Raw genomic sequence first — 20,824 nt, 5'->3', positions numbered from 1 at the left:
CTGATGTTTTTTCTTAAAGTTAGGATACTTAGTACGACCAGCCAAGAAATTAGTAAAAGCTGTTTGTAGGTGTCTTAACCCTTGTTGTAAAGGTACACAGCTAACTTCGTTTAAAAACTCTAATTCTTCTTGCTTTTTCCACTCGGTTAGCATTGAAGAAGTTTGAGCGTAGCCTACTCTTTCTTGTCTTTCGTACCAAGCTTGTGTTCGTTCGTGGAGAGCTTTATTGTAAACCAATCTTACACAGCCCAATGTGCGCCGCAATAGCGACTCTTGTTTTGGTGTGGGGTAAAATCGAAACGAATAGGCTTTTTCCATGCCTCACATTTTAGCATATATCGTGTAAATGTGCTAATATTTGACGGTAAAGCCGTCGTAGAACGACGGGGTTTCAGACCCAAAATTTTCGATGATCATCGCAGGAGAAAGAAGCGGAGTCGGTAAAACTACGATTACTCTGGCAATCTTGGCCTATTTAATCAGTCGTGGCGATCGAGTGCAATCTTTTAAAGTCGGGCCCGATTATATCGATCCCATGTTCCATAGTCATTTTACCGGTCGCCCCTGTCGCAATCTCGATCCGGTTTTAACTTCTGAAGACTATGTAAAAACCTGTTTTGCCCAACATTGTCAAAATGTCGATTATGCTCTGATTGAAGGGGTAATGGGGTTATTTGATGGTATTCAATTAAGCGATACTCAATTTCCCGATTATGCCAGTACCGCCCATATTGCCCGTATTTTAGGGCTTCCTCTGCTGTTAGTTATCGATTGTAGTCGTTTATCTACCTCTGTCGCCGCTATTGTCCGCGGTTATCAATCTTTAGACAAAAATCTCCATCTAGCTGGAGTTATCCTCAATCGTGTTGGTAGCGATCGCCACCTGCAATTACTGCAAACCGCCCTAGAATCGATCAATATGCCGATTGTCGGGGTTCTGCGTCGTCAAGATTCCCTGACAATTCCCGATCGCCACCTAGGATTAGTTCCCAGGGATGAACTAGGAGAAATCAGGCAACTGCAAGATCAACTGGCTTCTATTGCCCAAAACTGCTTTAATTGGGACATTCTCTTGCCTTTACTGACTATTTCTCCCCAAGAGAACCCGAAAAATCCCACAGAATCAAATAAGCTTTTTCCCCCTATCCGTATCGGTATTGCCAGAGATAAGGCTTTTAACTTTTATTATCCCGATAATCTCGATATTTTAGCCAATTTAGGCGCGGAATTAATCTTTTGGAGTCCCTTGCAAGGGGCAAATTTGCCCGAAAACCTGCAAGGATTGTACTTTGGTGGCGGTTTTCCCGAAATCTTTGCCCCGGAATTAGCAGCTAACACCCCTATCTTAACTCAGGTGAGAAAAGCGATCGCCTCCGGAATGCCCACCTACGCCGAATGTGGGGGATTAATGTATTTATGTGACAAAATAATTGATTTTGAGCAAAAAAATCATTCTATGTTGCAAATAATCCCCCAATCTGCTATAATGTCGCCGAAGTTAACCCTAGGTTATCGGCAAGCCATCGCCAAACAGGAGACGATCCTGCTCAAAGCAGGTCAACCAGTGCGCGGCCATGAATTCCATCGCTCCCAATTAAGCGGGGTGAGCGACGCACCGATTTATCAACTGCAAGCATTCCCCAAAAGTGCTATCAATGCCGAAGGGTGGCAAGGTAAGAATCTGCACGCTTCCTATCTCCATCTACATTTTGGAGGCCAACTGAGCCTGCCGAAAAAATTTTTAGCTGCCGGCCTTGATTTTTTCCGCACAGCTGCGTTAAGCTAATTGCAGATAAATTCAATAATTAATCCGTTCAGGGATACAGGAGGTGATGTCGATGGTAGAAAGTAGTAAAAGCATGGGTCTCTTAATCGACAATAGCCGGCTGTGCGCCGGGGCTGTTCTCTAGACCCCCACGTCTAAACAAGATTTAGACTAGCTGGAGTTCCTTCCGGCAGTCTGGTGTCGATTCCGATGACCCGCTACACCGCCCTTACCGAGCAATTGGTAAGGGCGGATAGTTTTTGGGGGTTTCCCGTCATCTGAGAACCCCAGAACCAGAAGTAATACTAAATCCGTTGAGTATAGGCTAGTTATGAGGAGAGGCACTCATGCAAAAGAGGGAATAGATAATCAGTTTTTAATAACCGGATTTAGTATAATGCCAATTTTGTCCTAAGTGAGCCTTTCTTCACTTTAACTCTACGGGCGCAAACTAACCCAGCGCCGCTTCTGGTTTGGGGACACCGTTTTAACGCCATTGACCGAGATAATATCATTGGCTAAATTGTCCGCCATCATGGGAATTAATCGATTTATATTATTTTTATAAGCTTTTATCCAGAATTGAGAGAGTTTCTCTCTCGCCTCCTCATTGACGTAGATAGTTTTATCTGGCATAATCAATACCATTGCCACATCACCGGAGTTTTCCGTGACGGCAAAGACAAACTGATCACGGTCGGACTTGAGACCTTCGTACCAGTAGTCTATGTGTTCTTCTAATTCGTATTCATAGAGAGCTCGTTCCATCTTGCCATCTTCTAGCAAGGCTTTACGCAGTGTATTGGCTATCTTTCTTTGTTTCATGGTCTTGTACCTGTTTTTGTGGGCGTTAAGTTTTGCTGATTAGGCATCACTCCATATTTAACAGTGCCACTATAGAAATTATCAATTAATCTGACAACAACCCAGTCCAGTCGTCGTTATCAAAATCAGAGAACCTTGCCCGACTCGTCTAGATGAGCCTGTTATTTGAGCTTAAGTTTCCTCTCCGTAAGGATTCTAACCTACTTGAGTTTTTGTTTAAGTGTCGTTAGTATCTAGAGGGTGGCGGTTCTTCTCGACTTTGTATGATAATTTTTGCTTATAGAATCGTCAAATGATTATCGGGCAGAACTTTTAGGGCTATTTTGTTGAAGTAACTATCAGTATAGGCCTGGTTTCCACACAGAAACCAGAAGATCCTAGTGGCCACTTTGTCAACCGGTCAAGGGAAAAAAAATGAGATCGCATCTTTCCCTAAGCAATTAAATCGTGTATAATAACGGAAGAATAGCAAGGCTATATGCGTCATCAAACTGTGTAGTCAACCTATAAGGTGTGAGGAAAAAACCATCATGTTAAGAATGTTCTGGAGATCATTGCTGGTTAGCCCGGCGATTTTAGGAGCTACCCTGGTAGCTTCCGCTAATGCTAGTAGCTTCGATCCCGCCAAATCTACCAGTGTTTCTACCGAATTTAACAGTCTAGAAATCGCTCAAGTTCAGGACAACGGTGCAGGAACTGGCGAATTACTCAATCAGATCGAACAGTACGGTAACGAAGGTCAAGTTGCACCCGTACAGGGCAACAGCATCGATCAAGTCACCAGCGTTAACCAACTGCGGGATGTTTCCCCCACCGCTTGGGCCTATGAGGCCTTAAGAAGTCTTGTGGAGCGCTATGGTTGTATTGTTGGTTATCCCGATCGCACCTTCCGCGGCGACCGAGCCTTAACCCGTTGGGAGTTTGCGGCTGGTTTAAACGCTTGCTTAAACGTGATGGAACGTTTAATTCAAGATGGTGTCAACGTCCTCAAGGAAGACTTAGACGCCCTCAAGCGCTTGATGGATGAGTTCCAAGCCGAGTTAGCAGCTTTAGGAGCTAGAGTTGACAACTTAGAAGGCCGGGTGTCTTTCCTCGAAAATAATCAATTCTCCACCACCACCAAATTAGCTGGGGAAGTTATCTTCGCCGTTACCGATACGGTCGGTGCCGGTAGCCCCGCCTCCCAGGCCGCCATGCAATACCGCGCTCGTTTGCTGTTAAACACGAGCTTCACCGGTCAGGACGTGCTGAAAACCCGTTTAGCGGCGGGTAGTGCCACTCCCTTTGGATTTGATTACAAATCGACCACCACACTACAAAATGGTGATCCCGCTTCCGTCAGATTCGATAATCTGCAAAGCCCTTCCCTATTCCAAACTTGGACAGCCGCCGGTAACGGTAGCAATGTTGTTCTTGACTGGTTGGCCTACTATACCCCGATTGACTTAGGTTATTTTGGTCGCTTCAACACCTACGTCGCCGCTTGGGGCGGTATTTGGAATGACTTCGTTCCCACCACTAACCCCTTCTTTGAAGACTTCGACGGTGGTAATGGTGCGCTTTCGACCTTCGCTTCCGAAAACCCCATCTACCGTATCGGTGGTGGTTCTGGGGCCGGTGTTAGCCTACAGTTAGGCTTCCTCCAAAGCATTGTCGGTCCGACCTCCCTATCTTTGGGTTACTTAGCCGGTGGTGCTACTTCCCCTGCTGATCCCAATCCGGGCAACGGTCTCTTTAACGGGGACTACGCAGCTTTAGCACAGATTAACGCTAACCTCTTTAACTTCCTCAACGTTGGCTTTACCTACGTTAACGCTTACCAAAGTGCTGACACCGCTATCTTCGGTAACGGTGGTACTCGTGGTGTGACGGGGACTTCCGCGGCTAACCTTTCCCAAACTCAGTTAAACACCCTGCTCAACGTCAACGGCAGAAATCCTAACAGAGTAACCCTACAGGATAAGGTTGGTTTCTTCAACTTCGATGCCAAAGTATCCAATAGCTACGGTTTAACCGGTGCAGTGGATATTGGTTTCGCCAGCTTGAGTGCCTTCGGTTCCTACTCCACCGTGCGTTTACTCGGTCTCGGTGATGCGGAAGTGTGGACCTACGGTGCTGGTATTGCCTTCCCCGACTTAGGTAAAGAAGGAAATATCCTAGGTCTGTTTGCTGGTGCGCAGCCCTACATCGGTAACTTAAGCTTCCGGGAAATGGGTCTAAAAGTATCTAACATCGTTCCCTACCACGTTGAATTGTTCTACAAGTACCAAGTCACCGACAATATTTCTATCACCCCCGGTGTCATCTGGATTTCTGCACCTGAACAGTTCAAAGGTACTGGTAACGAGTGGATTGGCACTCTCCGCGGAACCTTTACCTTCTAGGATTTCCTAAATTAAACCCGAAACCCCACCCATGGTGGGGTTTTGTTTTAGGGAAATAAACGCTGATATTCTATCTGGATACAAGCATCCATAATCACATTTAAACCTGCCTCGATCGCTTTTTTTTCCGCAACTGGGTGATAAATTTTCAATTGTGTCCAAAGAGTAGCAGCCTGAATAGCAATAGCTGACTCGACAATTTCGGGCAGATAATCAGGATGACGAAAAACGTTAACAATATCCACAGGTTCGGGGATAGCCTCTAGAGAAGGATAGCAGCTTTGACCGTCAATTTGCTTGACCATCGGATTGACCGGATAGACTCGATAACCCACCGCTTGCAGGAATTTGGCCACCTGATAGCTGGCGCGGCTCGATTTCTCGGAATGCCCGACCACTGCGATAATTTTACTATTGCTGAAGATGGTTTTGAGCGCACCATCGTCTCCTTTAATATTCGGCATTGTCCCACCTATCTTAGAATAGAGTTTCGTTTCTGATAGAGATGAAGTGTAACCTAATTTGGCATCGACTTTTGACGGCAGCTTTAGCCACTGTGGAGAACTGGCAGCAATGTTTAACTTTTTTACCGGAAAAACAGTTAAGTAGGTAGGTGTTAAAAGTTGTCAGATACCCCCCTTATTAAGGGGGGATTAAGGGGGGATCCCCCCGCCTACCGGCACCCCCCTTATCAAGGGGGGCAGGGGGGATCAGAGGCAAAATCTATCTTCTATTTAATTATAACTACTTACTTATTACACATCCCAATCAATCCCTCGGTATCTGTAGGAAAATTTACCCGATGGTTGCCCCTAAATCCTCTGACTTGAGTTAGTACAAAACCTCATGAATTATCTTAGTATTATCATTCCGACTCTTAATGAGGAGTTAAGAATTGCAGCAACGTTAAAACAGATAGGTGCGGGAGTAGAAATTATTGTTGTCGATGGGGGAAGTACCGATAAAACTAGAGAAATAGCCGAACAATTGGGAGCGAAAGTAATTATTTCTTCTAGTAAAGGTCGTGCATTTCAGATGAATTTAGGAGCAAAAATAGCGAAAGGAGATATTTTGTTATTTCTGCACGGAGATACTTTACTTCCCCATGAATTTCAAGAACAAATTATCGATACTTTATCCCAAACTGGGATAGTAGCGGGGGCCTTTGAATTAAAAATTGATAGAGAGGAAAAAACCCTGCGTTTAGTGGAAAAATTAGTTAATTGGCGTTCTCGCTGGTTTTCCCTTCCCTACGGAGATCAAGGAATATTTTTAAAAGCCTCAATCTTTGCCGATTTAGGCGGTTTTCCTGAGTTGCCAATTATGGAAGATTTTGAATTAATACAAAGATTGAAAAAAAGGGGTAAAATAGCCATAGTTTCTGCTGCGGTGATTACCTCGGCAAGACGTTGGCAAAAATTAGGAGTTGGCAAAACCACCTTAGTTAATCAATTAGTTATTATTGGTTATTATCTAAAAATTCCGCCGCGCTTGTTGAAAAGTTTTTATCGTTTATGGTAACAAAGGCTGGCTTAAAAAGTATTTTAGGTCATTGTGTAATGTGGGGGCGCAACGTGGTCAGTGAGTTTATCGAACTGCTTACACCGAAAATGTAATATAGAGATGCAGCCGATTGCGTTTAGGAGTCCGTCGATAAAAACTTTTCTCTCCCGAAGTACCGATCGATAGGATAATTGATCATTGGAACATCTGCTCTGAGAATATGTCTCTCGATCGCCGTCAATTTCTTTATCTTTTAGGTGCTACCCTTGGCACAGCCACTCTTGCCGGTTTTAACCGTGCCGCTTTTGCTGCTACTGGTCCCTATGGTCTTATTGCCCTACCCTATAGCTATGATGCCCTAGAACCTTATATCGATAAGGAAACGATGCAATTTCATCACGATAAACACCATGCAGCCTACGTTAATAATCTCAACGCGGCAGTGGCAAAATATCCAGAATTGCAGAAAAAAACAGTAGTAGAATTAATTAAAAATCTTGACTCTTTACCCGCCGATCTTCGCATCACTATCCGCAATAATGGCGGCGGCGATCTTAATCATACGATGTTTTGGCAGATTATGTCCCCCGATGGCGGTGGCGAACCAACAGGAGAAATAGGAGCGGCAATAATCGCTAAATTTGGCAGTTTCGAGGAATTTAAAAACGCTTTCAACCAAGCAGGTACTAAACTTTTTGGTAGTGGTTGGACATGGTTGGTGTTAAATAAGTCAGGACAACTAGAAATTACCAGCACTGCTAACCAAGATAGCCCCCTAATGATGGGATTACAGCCAATTATGGGCAATGATGTTTGGGAACACGCCTATTACTTAAAATACCGTAATCAACGGGCTGAATATTTAAAACAGTGGTGGAATGTGGTTAACTGGGAGGAGGTAAATCGCCGCTATCTTCAGGCAAAAGCTTAACCATGACAACTTTTACGGTAACAGTTCCCGCTACCACTGCTAATATTGGGCCCGGCTTCGATTGTCTCGGAGCGGCCTTAACCCTATATAATCAGTTTACTTTTACCCTGCTGCCGGCAACGACAGCTAACCCTGTCAGCATTAGTGTCAAGGGAACTGAATCAGCTAAAGTTAGCCAAGGTGCTGATAATTTAATCTACACTTCTTTTTTGCAAGTTTATCAAAAAATAGGACAGAATCCGCCCCCGATCGCCATCGAGATCGGTTTAGGGGTTCCTCTGGCTAGGGGTTTAGGTAGTTCTGCCACTGCTATTGTCGGCGGGTTAGTGGCTGCCAATCAATGCGCCGGAAATCCTTTATCTATGGGGGAAATCGAAGCATTAGCGATCGCATTGGAGGGACATCCAGATAATGTGGTGCCGGCTTTGCGGGGCAACTGTCAGCTATCGGCAGGTGATAGCACAAATTGGGCTATTTGTCAAGTATTTTGGCAAAAAAATCTCATTCCCGTCTTGGCGATTCCCGATTTTGAACTGGCTACGGAAAAAGCTAGGGCGGTTTTACCGGAAAAAATTAGCCGTCAGGAGGCAATTTTCAATATTTCCCGCTTGGGTTTATTATTGCGGGGATTAGAGACGGGTAACGGCGATTGGCTGAGAATTGCCCTAGAGGATAAACTGCATCAACCCTATCGCCAATCTTTGATCCCGGGTTACGAAAAGGTGAAAAAAGCCGCCATTAACGCGGGTGCTTACGGGATGGTAATTAGTGGCGCAGGTCCAACCCTATTGGCTTTAACTAACCCCGACAATGCCCAAAAAACAGCCACAGAGATGACGAATGCTTGGGAGGAAGTGGGGATTAACTCTGAGGTGAAAATTTTAGCTTTAGATACCCTAGGGGCGCGGGTAAACTGTTATGAATTATAAATTATGAATTATGAAGTGGGGGAATTATGAATTATGAATTATGAATTATGAATTGGGGAGGTGGGGAAGTGGGGAGCTTTTCAGTGTTGCCAAAGGCACGGCGTAGCCGTCCAGTAAACAGTGAACTGATCACTGATAACTGATCACTGATAACTGACTCCGGACTGCCAAAAGCGTTAGTATAAAAATAAATATAAATAATTATTAAGAAAATGACGCAAATTACCGTTATTGGTGCAGGGATTGGCGGACTAACGGCGGCGGCATTATTGGCGCGTCGAGGTTATCAAGTCACAGTATATGATCAGGCGCTCGTCCCCGGAGGTTGTGCCTCGACTTTTTCCCGTCGGGGTTTTACCTTTGACGTGGGGGCAACTCAAGTGGCAGGATTAGAAGTAGGGGGTATTCATCAGCGCATTTTTGCCGAATTAGGGATAGATTTACCCGATTCTGTCCCCTGCGATCCCGCTTGTGCCGTTTTTCTGCCGGGGGAAACCACTCCGATTAATGTCTGGCGCGATCCGCAAAAGTGGCAAGAGGAAAGACAAAAACAATTTCCGGGCAGCGAACCTTTTTGGCAATTATTACAAAAACTCTTTCAAGCAAGTTGGCGTTTTCAAAGTCGCGATCCAGTTTTACCCCCGCGCAACTGGTGGGATTTAGGGCAATTAATCGCCGCTTTGCGTTTAGATACTGCCATTACCTTCCCTTTTACTTTGATGACTGTGGGAGATGCTCTGCGATTATACGGCTTAGAGAGGGATAAACGCCTAAAAACCTTTCTTGATCTCCAGTTAAAGCTTTATTCCCAAGTTAATGCCGATGAAACCGCTTTACTTTATGCCGCCACCGCTTTGGCAGTTTCTCAGTCTCCCCAAGGTTTATCCCACCTTCAGGGTAGTATGCAAGTATTAAGCGATCGCCTAGTAGCAGCTTTGGAAAAATACGGCGGTAAATTGCAAATGCGCCACACAGTGGAAAAAATACTGACAGAAAAGGGAAAAGCCACAGGAATTATCGTCAGAAATCAAAAAAATGGTCAAATATATCCAGAAATGGCCGATGAGATTGTGGCTAATATCCCGATCCAAAATTTACCACAATTAATCGATCGCGAAGCCATTCCCAGTCTTTATCACCGGAGAATCGAAAAACTTCCCCCCGCATCCGGTGCTTTTGTGGTTTACTTAGGAGTTGATCGCGCTGCTATTCCCCCCGATTGTCCTCCCCATTTGCAATTCCTCTACGATGACGATGGCATAATCGGCGAAAATAACTCTTTGTTTGTTTCCGTGAGTAAAGAAGGGGATGGCCGCGCTCCAGTGGGAAAAGCGACGATTATTGCTTCTTCCTTCACCGATACCAGTCTTTGGTGGCGAAAAGGAGAAGATAATTATCAGCAATTAAAAGCAGCATACAGCCAAGAGGCGATCGAGCGTCTCGGTAATTATTTCCATCTTAGTCCTGATCACATCGTTCACATCGAATCAGCTACACCTCGCACTTTTGAACGGTTTACGGGGCGAAATCAGGGCATTGTCGGCGGTATTGGTCAAAGATTGTCCACTTTTGGCCCTTTTGGCGTAGCGACGCGCACTCCGATCCCCCATCTTTGGTTAGTGGGAGATTCCACCCATCCGGGAGAAGGCACTGCCGGAGTCAGCTATTCGGCACTAACGGTAGTTAGACAGATTGAGAATAAATTATTAGCTTCTAGTTAGCCGTAATTAGGAATTAGGAATTATGAATTATGAATTAGGAATTAGGAATTATGAATTATGAATTATGAATTATGAAGTGGGAAGTGGGAAGAATAAATAAAAGCAATCTTCTGAATACTGAATACTGAATACTGAATACTGATAACTGTTAACTTACCCACTGATAACTGATAACTGATCACTGATAACTGATAACTGATAACTGTTATAAAGCGCCAGCTGCCGTGCGATCGAGTATTCCCGCTCCTAGATGAGAGGTAATATTAATTGCTTGCAAGACCGGTTGAGAGTCAAATCCTTTGGGATAATCGATAACACTAACCGCGCCATTTCCCTGTTTAATATTCCAGAAATTGGCGGGTTTTAAACCCAATAAATAACAAAGAATCACCTTATTAATGGCATCGTGAGCTACTACCATAATTGTCTTAGGTTGATCACTATTACTATAGGTTTTAACGATTTGCTGCCAACAAGCGATCGCTCGATCCCAAACTTCCTGTAAATTCTCCCCTTCCGGCATTTGCACGGTTTCCGGGGCATTTTTCCAGTCTTCTAACATCCCGGGGAAACTTGCTTCAATTTCCTCCTCTAATTTACCTTCCCAAAGTCCGTGACAGATTTCTGTCAGATCTACTTGGGTATCTAAGGTGATATCGGGGTGATATTGCAGGATAATTTGGGCAGTTTCCTTGGGACGAGACAAAGGACTGGTGACAGCGTGATCGATCGCCGTTTCTCGCAGAAATTCGGCGGCTTTCTCAGCTTGAGCTTTGCCATTATCATTGAGAGGAATATCGCGCACACCTTGAAAACGTTTATCCCGATTCCATTGGGTTTCTCCGTGACGCACCAGTAGCAGCCTAGAACCTTGGAAAGGAGGACGCGGTGGGGGTAAAGCTATCCCTAAGTGTGCCGTTTGATTGAGGGATTCCACCTGGACAGGATCACCAAAATCACGCGTAAAATTGAGAACATTAACGCAACAGTTAGATTGTTGCAGGGAATGGTATAAGGAAACTGGAATACCGATGGCACTGAGGATTAAACAGCGATTAATGCCGTTATGGGCAACAATGAGGATAGTTTGGCCCTCGTGTTGGGGAATAATTTCTCGCCAAAAATCTTGGGCCTGTTGATAGAGGGAGAGAACGGGATAATGTTCTTGACCATCGGGCAGTATCATCTTAAATTCGTGAGGTTTTTGGTGCCAATCCCGATATTCTTGGAGGTATTGAGCTTTTACCTCCTCTTTGACCATATTTTCCCAGATAGGCAGATCGATTTCTAGTAACTGCGAAGTGGGTTGAATGACGGGAGAGTTATTTAAACGAGACTGAATCACCTCAGCAGTAGATTTGGCTCTTTGGAGAGGACTACAGTAAAAAGCGGCGATATCGATTTGACTGAGGGCATTTCCCACTTTTTCCGCGTCCAGATGGCCTTTTTCCGTCAAAACCGAGCCATCACTGCGACCTTGTATTTTCTGCTGTGCGTTATAACTGCTTTGTCCATGACGAACAATAATCACACGGGTAGCCAAGCGGTTCAGTCTCCTTAACTAAAAGTCTCAATATCAGATTACAGGCGATCGGGATCGGAGTACAAATCAGTGATCAGTAATCGGTAATCAGTAATCAGTGGAGATCGGCGAGCATTTGTACTAAAATTTCCTTATGCAGTTTCAAGGCAGCACAGCGTATCAAAACTTCCTGACATGAAAATCTCTTTGGGATCAAGGGTTTGGCGTTTTTGTCAAGAAATCATGACAATGTACTTGGTCAAAATCAGAATCTTGCTGTTTAATAGGTATTTATAACAAGCGATTCCCTTGATCCCCATCGAGTGGATCTCTCGTTCACAAAGCAATCGATGAGTAGTTGGAAGGATTACCCAGATCACTGCTTTTGCAAATGCCCAAAAACATTTGCCGTCGTAACTAATCGGAGAGCGTCAACTCATGGTTCCAGAATACCCCCCCTTAGATGAGATGACCTTGCGGCAACTGCGACGAGTTGCCAGTCAATACAGCATCTCTCGTTACAGTCGGATGCGGAAAACGCAGTTAATCGAGGCAATTACCCAAGCTATGGGAGTAAGCGGCAATTTTAAATCTATTATTAAAGAGGAAAAACCAGTGGAAGCAGCAAAATTTGAATTAGGTCAAGCTAACCCGATCGAAGATATCCTAGGTTCGGTGGATGATGGTTTAGGAGATCTGCCCGGTGGCTACGGTGAAAATCGCATTACCCTCCTACCTCGCGATCCTCAGTGGGCCTATGCTTACTGGGATATCCCCAACGAATCGAAAGAAGATTTGCGTCGTCAAGGGGGACAACAATTAGCCCTACGTCTTTATGATGTCACCGATATCGATCTCAATAGCCAAGGCGCCCACAGTGTCCAAGAATATCTCTGTGATGAATTAGCCCGGGAATGGTATTTACCGATTCCGGTCAGCGATCGAGATTATGTTATCGATATCGGTTATCGTTGTGCCGATGGTCGTTGGTTAGTTTTGGCCCGTTCTCCTTTAGTGCGGATTCCTCCCGTCTATCCTTCCGACTGGATTGAAGATATTTTTGTCACCGTTAACTGGGAAGAAGAACTGGTGGGTAAAACTGTTTACGAACTCGTTCCCCCCAGCAAACGCTACGGCAGCAGCGCCGGAACCACGGGAACTAGCCCCATCTACGACCAAATTTTCGAGAGTGTCGGCGATATCGAGGCCCTACGGGTGGCCGGTTCCTTGTTTGGTTCCATGCAGCACGTCGCCGGTTCCGTACCGATGTCGGAAGTGATCAGTTCTTATGTATTCCCCTCTGGGGTTGGTATGTGGGCAGTTCCCACGGTATCGGGACTAACCGCTTCCGGTATCGGGATGACTGCTTCTGGTATCGGTATGGGTGCTTCGGAAACCCTACAACGTCCGCGCAAATTCTGGTTAGTTGCCGATGCAGAATTAATCGTCTATGGTGCCACCGAACCGGATGCCACCGTAACTATCGGTGGTCGTCCGATTAAACTCAATCCCGATGGCACTTTCCGCTATCAGATGTCCTTCCAAGACGGTTTAATCGATTATCCGATTATGGCCGTGGCCGCCGATGGTGAACAAAATCGTTCTATCCACATGAAATTCACCAGGGAAACCCCCTCTCGCAATACCAACACTAAAGATGAGGCGGTTCTAGAATGGTTATTCTAGATCGGGTTTTCTAACGTTACCAAAGCCAACCTAATTACTTCCCCCTAACTGAGATTTAGTTAGGGGATTTTTTTTGGGGGTTGCTTGCCGCTATCAACTTCTATTCCCAAATCTGACAGCTTAGATCGCCCGATTTTTGGGAAAGACGCAGATTTTCACCGTAATCGACGGGAACATCGATCACCGTAGGGACATCTTGCCGGAAAGCATCCTCTAGTGTCGGGATCAAATCCTGAGTAGATTCCACCCGATAGCCTTTTAATCCCATACTTTCAGCAAATTTAACAAAATCGGGATTACCAAACTTAATAAAAGAAGATGTCCCAAAATAGTTTAACTGCTTCCATTCGATTAAACCGTAACCGCCATCATTAAAGATGAGAGTGACGAAGGGAGTCCCCACCCGCAAAGCTGTCTCCAACTCCTGACAATTCATCATAAAACCGCCGTCTCCCGTCACCGCCACAACGCGCTTATCGGGATAAACTAACTTAGCGGCGATCGCACCAGGGATAGCAATACCCATAGCGGCGAAACCGTTAGAAATAATGCAAGTATTAGGACAATCGGAGTGATAATGGCGGGCCATCCACATTTTATGAGCGCCCACGTCACAAATAGCAATATCTTCCGGTCCCATTACCTGACGCAGATCGTAGATCAATTTTTGTGGCTTGATCGGAAAACCCGTATCGTTGGCATAGGTTTCGTAATCGGCCCGAATTTCCGTCTTTAATGCTGCGGTGACAGGAGTTGGTTTATTCTGGCGATCGGCCCGTTTGAGGATATCGATGAGAGAATCGGTGATATCACCCACCACTTCCACTACTGGGGCATAACTGCTGTCAATTTCCGCCGGAGTCATGCCGATGTGAATAATCGGTAATTTCCCCTCTGGATTCCATTTTTTCGGGGAATACTCGATTAAATCGTAACCAACAGCGATAATTAAATCACTGCGATCAAAGGCACAACTAATCAAATCCCGTTGCTGTAATCCTACCGCCCAAAGAGCCAGAGGATGGGTATAGGGAATCACCCCCTTACCCATAAAAGTGTTAGCCACAGGGATATTCAAGGCCGTGGCGAATTCCGTTAAAGCCTCACTAGCATTAGCGCGAATTGCCCCATTTCCCGCCAAAATCAAGGGATTTTTGGCTTTAGAAATCACTGCCGCCGCCATATTCAAAGTCCGGTAGGAAGCGTAAACTTTTTCCTGACTATCGAGGGGCAAAGGACTACCATCGGCAGCCATAGCGGCGATATTTTCGGGAAGATCGATATGAACTGCCCCCGGTTTCTCACTTTGGGCGGTTTTAAAGGCTCTCCGTACCACTTCCGGGGTGATACCCGGCCGGACGATCTGTTTATTCCATTTCGTCACCGGGGCGAACATGGCCACCAGATCCAGATATTGATGGGATTCAATGTGCATTCGATCGGTTCCCACCTGGCCGGTGATGGCCACCAAGGGCGCCCCATCCAGGTTAGCATCGGCTACCCCCGTCATCAGGTTAGTCGCCCCCGGTCCTAAGGTGGAGAGACAAACCCCCGCTTTTCCCGTCAAGCGTCCATAGACATCGGCCATAAAAGCCGCGCCCTGTTCGTGACGGGTGGTGATAAATTTGATCGAGGAGTTTTTTAGGGCTTCCAAAACATCGAGGTTTTCTTCCCCGGGTAGCCCAAAAATATACTCGACCCCTTCATTCTCTAGACATTTAACTAGAAGTTCGGCTGTGTTTAATTCCCCCATAATTCCCTCCTGTAGAGCTTACTTCATCAGTAAAGTCTCTAGAGATAGTTCATCCCGGCGGATTGAGGTTGTTGCGCTCAACTCGTCGGGATGATATCAGTAGACTATATGTACCAATGTAGCTGACTAAAATTTTGTTTAAGTCTATCCATATACTATTGTGACTTAGATCTTGACCCTTGGCAGATTATTTATTAGCACAATGGGGAGGAATTTTTTTTAGGCCGTTAATTCTTCGGCGGCGTGAGCTAGTTGGGCGGCGACTTTGGCTAAATAGGGACGACTTAACCACCAGATGAAGGGGGACAGCCAACCGCGCAGGGTGACAGAATAGGAAATATAACTACCACAGAGGGTTGATTCCACTTGGTACGTCATTTTCTGTTCCATGCCGGGGATAGCGAGAACTCTGAGGCTGAGGAGTTCCCCGGGGCGGACATTTTCCACGAAAACCCGGATAGGAATGGGAGTCAGACGGGTGACAGCTTGATAGATTAACCCTGGTTTAGCGATTAAACCCAGGGGAACATCAGCCTTGGCGATCAAAGGATGCCAAGAGACATCGGCCACATTGATTAATTTTTGCCAGAGGACATCGACAGGGGCGCTGCTGACCACCCGATAGGTTTTGTAGAGTGAAAACTTACAGAATAGTTTGCCTTTGGCCGCTACAATCCTTAGGGAAAAATTGAGAATCACCGATTGCCCCCCGCAAAAATAATCCAGGTAATCTTCTATTCTAGAAAATAAATGGCTTTCTGGGAGTGTGAGCTTTTTATAACTTTAACTTAGTCTCAGCAGAAGTCCCTCACTTAAGTGCGATCGGATGAAGGCTGACTTTGTATATAGACAATTCTCAAAAACTGAGCCACAACAAACAGATCTCCACCACTATTCCTTACGCGATAACCGAGCTTCGGCGGGTCCTGTTGCAAGAAAAAGTATGGGTCTTGTAGCAAATTAAATTGTATTCAGTGCAGATAGAGCATCAAGGATGAAGGGAAATCCTGTCAGAGAAGCAACCCTCTGGGGGTGTTAATTTCTTAAACAATTCATCTAATTTGACTTCCAAGCTTTCTTTGACTACTGTTGAGGTTACTGCTGCCATGATTTTTCAATCATATACGACCTCTTCATTTTAGATCATTTGCCTTTTTCTCTATTTAATTTGGTAAGTACCTAAGCAAAATTAATTACACATCTAAGCCACTACTCCGTCAGACTTCTGGTGTGAGCAAACAGTGAACTGAAAACTCAAATCCGATCCCTAATAGCTGTCTCCTGTCTCCTGTCTCCTGTCTCCTGTCTCGACTAGGAAATTAATTTTGCACGACTACTTATGTAACCAACAATTCCCGACAGAGAAGTCATCATAATCGGTCAGAAACCGGACCTAGCCGCCTCTACCGATCATGGCGTGGAGGATCGCCTCAATGGTGTTATCCTTGACATCAGCGATCGCTATATCGACGAAAGTAGTCGTCTCAAAAGCTACCTCGACCTTTAGCCCTGGCGGAAAACTTTCCTGTCAGCGAGCGATCGCATTTTTCATCGTCTCTCCAGAGGGTTATCAATAAAAGCGATCGCTATTTACAGGCCATTACTGCGATTGTGTAGGCGTTATTATTCATCCCGTTAATATTAAAATTAATCTGATAGGGCTGTCTACCCGTGGGTGATTGGAAGGGTAAAGAATAGGTTTCACCCCGTTTCATTTCGACATTTTTCTGGAAGGCACTATTAACCGAATTATCGGGATACTTGAGATTGATCGTTACTCCGTATTTGCCATCGTTTTCGGGAACCATGACTCCTTTAAAAGAGGCAAATTTCACCCCGGAGGGAACGGCGAAATCGGTGTTAAAGTTATTCTTTCCTATGGCATCGATCTGTTTGCGGATATGGGTCTGATTAGTGGCTACTTCCTTGAGGTACTGACAGTTTTTCGGAAGTTCTGTAGCCTGATCTTTAGTAGCGGCAACAACCCCTATTGATGTCAGTCCGAGGATTAAACCGACACAGAGAAGGCTGAAAGTTTTTGTCAACATGATAGTTCTTCCCGTTAAGGTTTTCTAAAATTGGCTCTTCGGGGACGATTAAAGATAATTAAGCCTTAATTGTCCCGCCTTGACTTTTTCCGTGACCAAAGTTCTCACTAATTCTAATTCTTGGCGCGGTACTTGGTCATTATCGCTCGCAGTGGAGCGAGTTCTCCTGTTTCTTCTGGGGTTAATTTCTGTGCGTCAACCCGTGAGATTTTCAGAGAATTGCTCCTCGTTTACTACTAATATTTAACGTTGGCAGGCTCGGAGAAACTATCAAAATTCTGCAAATCTAACTTTTATTTTGTTAAGAATTATCTCGCAAAGTTGCCGACGGACACTCACCGAACATTTTCTTATAATCTTTGGCAAATTGACCCATGTGCCAGAATCCCCACTGTAGGGCGATCGCACTAACGGTAATTCCTTGACCCGCAGACGCTTTTAGTTGTCGTCGTACCCCGTTAAGACGTTGAATTTTGAGATAAGTCGCAGGTCCCAGGCCAAAACATTCCTGAAAACCATAACGGAGGGTACGTTCACTGATGTGCAGTTCTTGGCAGAGATCGAGGATCGAGAGGGGGCGATCGAGATTGTCCAGTAAGATCTCCTCTGCTCGCTTAATATAGGGATGTCGTATTGAAGGGCGCAGCGGCGGATCGTTTTGATGGGAATCGAGTACATCTAGAACCAGAGAGATAAAATCCTCTCGGATCAGCGATTGCATAGCTGGCTCTAGAATTGTCTGGGGTTGTCTCCAGAAAAGCTCAAAAATATATCTTAAATGAGAGCGGAATCGTCTCAGGACAGTCGGCTCTGGTTGAATTGCCAGGGTTGAATCCGTAATTAAAGATGCTACCCCGAGCCGATCGGTTTGTTCGGCCTGGGAAAACAGAGAATCGTTATCGATAGTAACCAGAGCGAGGGGCAAGTTTCCCGATCGAAGCATATCGATCCCCCTGGAACTTTTCTGCAAGAGAGCGGAATTCGACGATAAAGAATACCCGTGCCACTTGAAGACTCGGGGTGTAGACAAGGGTATCCCGACGGTGATTGTCCCGGGAGGAGAATCCCCTTGAGAACGAATTCCTCGATTGTAAATCGGTCGGGCGAATTGTATGCCCCCGACTTGAGCTACGAACAGTTCCCCCTCGAAAGTTCCCGCCTCGATCGGTCGATGAACCATGTCCCAACGAAAAGCTCTCATCCGCGACCCTAGTTCATCGATATCGTGAAAAGTAATAGTCTCGATCAGGGGCTGTAAATTGATATTCATTTTGTCTGATTTGGGATAGCAGAATTATTAAAAATTATTAAGTATTATTAAGAGTTATTCTCTTGTAAATATGCAGGATACCTCACTAATCTTAATTGTAGAGTTTTTTGGCTTTTATGGGTTAATAACGTCAGACTCTGACTTTTTTCCTTGATTGAAACAAATAGGGTTTTCTGGTTATCTGCAATATTTTTTAAAATTTATGGTCAATTCTTAATAAAAAAATTACCGAAAAGTTCTATCTATAAGTCTAAGTTTGCCATTTTTTGATAGCGATCGCTCTTGCCAAGCGTCTATAATAGTCTTCTAGAGGCTAATAGATAGAAAGTCGCTGTTTATTCAAGCAAGAAAATTTAGAAAGAAGATAGGAGATAAATACCCTTAAAATTAATTAGCAGGAGGAAATATTACCAATTAAAGGTTCGCTGCTATGAAATTTCGTCAATTGATGCGGGCAACAGAAAATAAATACAATCGGCTGCTGGCAAATCTAGTCTTGCTCTACATTATTTACCCATTTTTAGTATATCTACCCCTGGGAGATTTGCTAGTTTTCTTTTTCTTCTCCCTCTCTCTGATCATCGCCGTCTATCAGATCGATCGCAGTAAATTGGCTTTAAGATGTAATATCGGTCTGTTTCTAATTGCCCTCCTCCTGCGAGCATTCAGCACGATTATCCCTATTTATAGCGATTTCAACCGTTGGTTCGATCTGTCTAGTACATTAATTTCTCTAGCTTTTATTAGTTTATGCGTGTACTCGATTTTACTAGAATTAATTCTCGCCGAACAGGTAACATCCGATATCATCAAAGGGGGAATTTGTGTCTATTTTCTCCTAGGATTTTTCTGGGCATCCGCTTATAGTATCGTCCAGATTTTTGAACCCGATTCCTTTAGCTCCGCCGCTAAAACCGTCAACCAGGCGGATCTACTTCATTTCAGCTTTACTACCCTGGCCACGGTTGGCTACGGTGATATAGTTCCTACCAGTAAAGTCGCTAGAGTTTTGGCCAATTTAGAAGGAATGACTGGAGTTCTCTATCCCGCCGTTTTTATCGCTCGTTTAGTCAGTTTACACAATGGTCGTTAACCAAAACAATCCATCGCCTTGGAGAATATTAGATGATTATGCGTCGCTTTATCCCGATTCTTTCTTTACTGTTGCCTTGGGTCACTGCCGCAGGAGTCTTGGCGGAAATACCGACTCTATCCCAGGAAATCCGCCCAAAAACGGCGGAACAGGTGATCGAGCAACTCTGTGCTAATTTAACCAAACAGCGATCGTTCACCGTCAATATGGATGTCACCTATGACGATATACTCGACTCCGGGGCGAAAGTTCAGTACAGTGCCGATCAAAACATCTGGGTAGAGAAACCCGATCGCCTGCGCTCGGACTACACTGGGGATGAACGAGTTACACGCTTTTTTTACGATGGTAAAACCTTCACCCTTGCGGATCTGGAACAGGATCTATACGTCACGAAACCGGCTCCGAATACTCTAGATGAAGCCTTAGACCAAGTAGAGCAAAGGTACGGAATCACCATTCCCATGTCAAATCTAGCAGCGAACGATCCCTGTGCAGATCTAATGGCTGATGTCAGACAAATTATTTTTATCGGCAACAACATGGTTAATGGTGAACAAATGTATCATCTGCTGCTGATCGGTAGCGATCGCGATTATCAAATCTGGGTCACGCAGGATGCCACCCCCCTACTGAGGAAAGCGATTATCACCTATAAAACTCTACCCGGTTCACCCCAGTACACGGCAATATTATCCGATTGGAATTTTAAGCCTAGTACACCCGCCGATACTTTCACTTTCCAACCGGGATCAGAGTCGATCCCTATCGAACTTCTACCCCCTAGGGATAATCAATCCCAGCCATAAAGCCCGTTCATAAAACGCGATCGCTTGTCGGTATTCCCCTAAATCAGCGTTTTGATATACTTTGAATATCTAACGAATTCGAGGTGGGATCATGAAGTCGCAGATTGGACGCTGGGGTAATTCTTTAGCGATTCGGATTCCCAAGTATGCGGTGGAGGCACTGAACCTCAATCCTAATGACGTTGTTGAATGTTCTGTGGAAAACGGAAAGCTAGTAATTGAGCTAATTCAAGCCTTGCCTGAGTTAAGTCTAGAAGAACTACTGGCTGAGGTTGTTGAATCACCAGAGCCAGAAGTGGATTGGGGACGGCCAATGGGAGAGGAGGTTTGGTGACATACATTCCAGAACGTGGAGATTTCGTGCGTTTGAGCTTTGACCCACAAATTGGGCTTGACATCCTCGCCGCCGTAAACGGACGGTGATTCCCAAACCTCACGATTTAGGTTTCTGCTTCTTTCCCGAAGGATTTTTCGCACCTGCCGCCCCAGATTTACTCTGTTCTGGTCATCAGGTCGCTCTACAGACTGACACCGCAAGCCCTGCGGCCAAAATATTTTTACTAGCGTTAATATCTCGGTCATGGT

At 45.1% G+C, this 20,824-nt stretch carries 20 protein-coding genes and 1 pseudogene; 12 read left to right on the top strand and 9 right to left on the bottom strand.

The features are described from left to right. A partial coding sequence (locus tag IM450_RS20260) for an RNA-guided endonuclease InsQ/TnpB family protein (RefSeq protein WP_287669869.1) occupies positions 1 to 318 on the bottom strand: 318 nt, incomplete at its 3' end. A gap of 91 nt (positions 319 to 409) precedes the next feature. Here IM450_RS20260 and IM450_RS20255 point away from each other — a divergent pair. Further along, positions 410 to 1,786 carry a cobyrinate a,c-diamide synthase gene (locus IM450_RS20255; RefSeq protein WP_002800704.1) on the top strand — a complete coding sequence of 459 codons (1,377 nt, stop codon included), beginning with the start codon at positions 410 to 412 and terminating at the stop codon, positions 1,784 to 1,786. Between the two features lie 417 nt (positions 1,787 to 2,203). Here the strand turns inward: IM450_RS20255 and IM450_RS20250 are convergent, their stop codons facing one another. Continuing rightward, complete coding sequence (locus IM450_RS20250; RefSeq protein ID WP_002800703.1) at positions 2,204 to 2,590, bottom strand: hypothetical protein; 387 nt, start codon at positions 2,588 to 2,590, stop codon at positions 2,204 to 2,206. 530 nt (positions 2,591 to 3,120) lie between these two features. Between IM450_RS20250 and IM450_RS20245 the strand changes: the two genes are divergently transcribed. Further along, entirely contained in the window at positions 3,121 to 4,974 is a 1,854-nt protein-coding gene (locus IM450_RS20245; RefSeq protein ID WP_287669866.1) for an iron uptake porin, read from the top strand. A 47-nt stretch (positions 4,975 to 5,021) separates the two neighbouring features. Here IM450_RS20245 and IM450_RS20240 read toward each other — a convergent pair whose 3' ends face one another. Next, the gene (locus tag IM450_RS20240) at positions 5,022 to 5,438 is read right to left on the bottom strand and encodes a CoA-binding protein (RefSeq protein WP_008201483.1); all 417 of its coding nucleotides are present in this window, start codon (positions 5,436 to 5,438) and stop codon (positions 5,022 to 5,024) included. A gap of 382 nt (positions 5,439 to 5,820) precedes the next feature. On the opposite strand from IM450_RS20240, the gene IM450_RS20235 reads away from it, so the two are divergent. The 4 genes from IM450_RS20235 to crtD all read left to right on the top strand — a co-directional run bounded on the left by IM450_RS20235 (position 5,821) and on the right by crtD (position 10,058). Further along, a complete protein-coding gene (locus IM450_RS20235) occupies positions 5,821 to 6,495 on the top strand; it encodes a TIGR04283 family arsenosugar biosynthesis glycosyltransferase (protein WP_287669864.1) in 675 nt (224 codons plus the stop codon). A gap of 202 nt (positions 6,496 to 6,697) precedes the next feature. After that, positions 6,698 to 7,408: a superoxide dismutase gene (locus tag IM450_RS20230; RefSeq protein ID WP_002800698.1), complete on the top strand. Its 711-nt coding sequence runs from the start codon at positions 6,698 to 6,700 to the stop codon at positions 7,406 to 7,408. Between the two features lie 2 nt (positions 7,409 to 7,410). Next, entirely contained in the window at positions 7,411 to 8,337 is a 927-nt protein-coding gene (gene thrB / locus IM450_RS20225) for a homoserine kinase (protein ID WP_287669861.1), read from the top strand. A 212-nt stretch (positions 8,338 to 8,549) separates the two neighbouring features. Then, positions 8,550 to 10,058: a C-3',4' desaturase CrtD gene (gene crtD / locus IM450_RS20220; RefSeq protein WP_287669859.1), complete on the top strand. Its 1,509-nt coding sequence runs from the start codon at positions 8,550 to 8,552 to the stop codon at positions 10,056 to 10,058. A gap of 205 nt (positions 10,059 to 10,263) precedes the next feature. On the opposite strand, the gene IM450_RS20215 is transcribed toward crtD, so the two are convergent. After that, complete coding sequence (locus tag IM450_RS20215) at positions 10,264 to 11,601, bottom strand: histidine phosphatase family protein (RefSeq protein ID WP_287669857.1); 1,338 nt, start codon at positions 11,599 to 11,601, stop codon at positions 10,264 to 10,266. Between the two features lie 417 nt (positions 11,602 to 12,018). Between IM450_RS20215 and IM450_RS20210 the strand changes: the two genes are divergently transcribed. Beyond that, positions 12,019 to 13,266 (top strand): DUF4912 domain-containing protein, encoded by a 1,248-nt coding sequence (locus IM450_RS20210; RefSeq protein ID WP_008201496.1) that lies wholly within the window; start codon positions 12,019 to 12,021, stop codon positions 13,264 to 13,266. 100 nt (positions 13,267 to 13,366) lie between these two features. Here IM450_RS20210 and IM450_RS20205 read toward each other — a convergent pair whose 3' ends face one another. Continuing rightward, positions 13,367 to 15,019 carry an acetolactate synthase large subunit gene (locus IM450_RS20205; protein ID WP_287669854.1) on the bottom strand — a complete coding sequence of 551 codons (1,653 nt, stop codon included), beginning with the start codon at positions 15,017 to 15,019 and terminating at the stop codon, positions 13,367 to 13,369. Positions 15,020 to 15,238: 219 nt separating this feature from the next. Further along, positions 15,239 to 15,718, bottom strand: coding sequence for an SRPBCC family protein (locus IM450_RS20200; RefSeq protein WP_287669852.1), 480 nt, complete (start codon positions 15,716 to 15,718; stop codon positions 15,239 to 15,241). Between the two features lie 734 nt (positions 15,719 to 16,452). Between IM450_RS20200 and IM450_RS20195 the strand changes: the two genes are divergently transcribed. Beyond that, on the top strand, positions 16,453 to 16,596 hold the full coding sequence (locus IM450_RS20195; RefSeq protein ID WP_157404732.1) for a hypothetical protein: 144 nt from the start codon (positions 16,453 to 16,455) through the stop codon (positions 16,594 to 16,596). Between the two features lie 9 nt (positions 16,597 to 16,605). Here the strand turns inward: IM450_RS20195 and IM450_RS20190 are convergent, their stop codons facing one another. Then, a complete protein-coding gene (locus IM450_RS20190; protein ID WP_002800691.1) occupies positions 16,606 to 17,067 on the bottom strand; it encodes a hypothetical protein in 462 nt (153 codons plus the stop codon). Positions 17,068 to 17,158: 91 nt separating this feature from the next. Between IM450_RS20190 and IM450_RS20185 the strand changes: the two genes are divergently transcribed. Then, a complete protein-coding gene (locus tag IM450_RS20185; protein ID WP_158524810.1) occupies positions 17,159 to 17,314 on the top strand; it encodes a hypothetical protein in 156 nt (51 codons plus the stop codon). Between the two features lie 54 nt (positions 17,315 to 17,368). Here IM450_RS20185 and IM450_RS20180 read toward each other — a convergent pair whose 3' ends face one another. After that, the gene (locus tag IM450_RS20180) at positions 17,369 to 18,337 is read right to left on the bottom strand and encodes a helix-turn-helix domain-containing protein (RefSeq protein ID WP_002800690.1); all 969 of its coding nucleotides are present in this window, start codon (positions 18,335 to 18,337) and stop codon (positions 17,369 to 17,371) included. Between the two features lie 430 nt (positions 18,338 to 18,767). Here IM450_RS20180 and IM450_RS20175 point away from each other — a divergent pair, with 430 nt between their 5' ends. The 3 genes from IM450_RS20175 to IM450_RS20165 all read left to right on the top strand — a co-directional run bounded on the left by IM450_RS20175 (position 18,768) and on the right by IM450_RS20165 (position 20,573). Next, positions 18,768 to 19,430 (top strand): potassium channel family protein, encoded by a 663-nt coding sequence (locus IM450_RS20175; protein ID WP_287669848.1) that lies wholly within the window; start codon positions 18,768 to 18,770, stop codon positions 19,428 to 19,430. Positions 19,431 to 19,462: 32 nt separating this feature from the next. Beyond that, positions 19,463 to 20,239: a DUF2092 domain-containing protein gene (locus IM450_RS20170; protein WP_287669846.1), complete on the top strand. Its 777-nt coding sequence runs from the start codon at positions 19,463 to 19,465 to the stop codon at positions 20,237 to 20,239. A 91-nt stretch (positions 20,240 to 20,330) separates the two neighbouring features. Continuing rightward, entirely contained in the window at positions 20,331 to 20,573 is a 243-nt protein-coding gene (locus IM450_RS20165; RefSeq protein WP_002772118.1) for an AbrB/MazE/SpoVT family DNA-binding domain-containing protein, read from the top strand. Between the two features lie 99 nt (positions 20,574 to 20,672). Here IM450_RS20165 and IM450_RS20160 read toward each other — a convergent pair. Further along, positions 20,673 to 20,824: pseudogene (locus IM450_RS20160) on the bottom strand (RNA-guided endonuclease TnpB family protein); the annotation flags it as partial.

Origin of the sequence: Microcystis sp. M083S1 (assembly GCF_020246405.1) — a bacterium.
Classification (GTDB): domain Bacteria; phylum Cyanobacteriota; class Cyanobacteriia; order Cyanobacteriales; family Microcystaceae; genus Microcystis; species Microcystis aeruginosa_C.
Note: the sequence above shows the minus strand (reverse complement) of the source record. Positions and strands in the feature narration are given on the sequence as shown.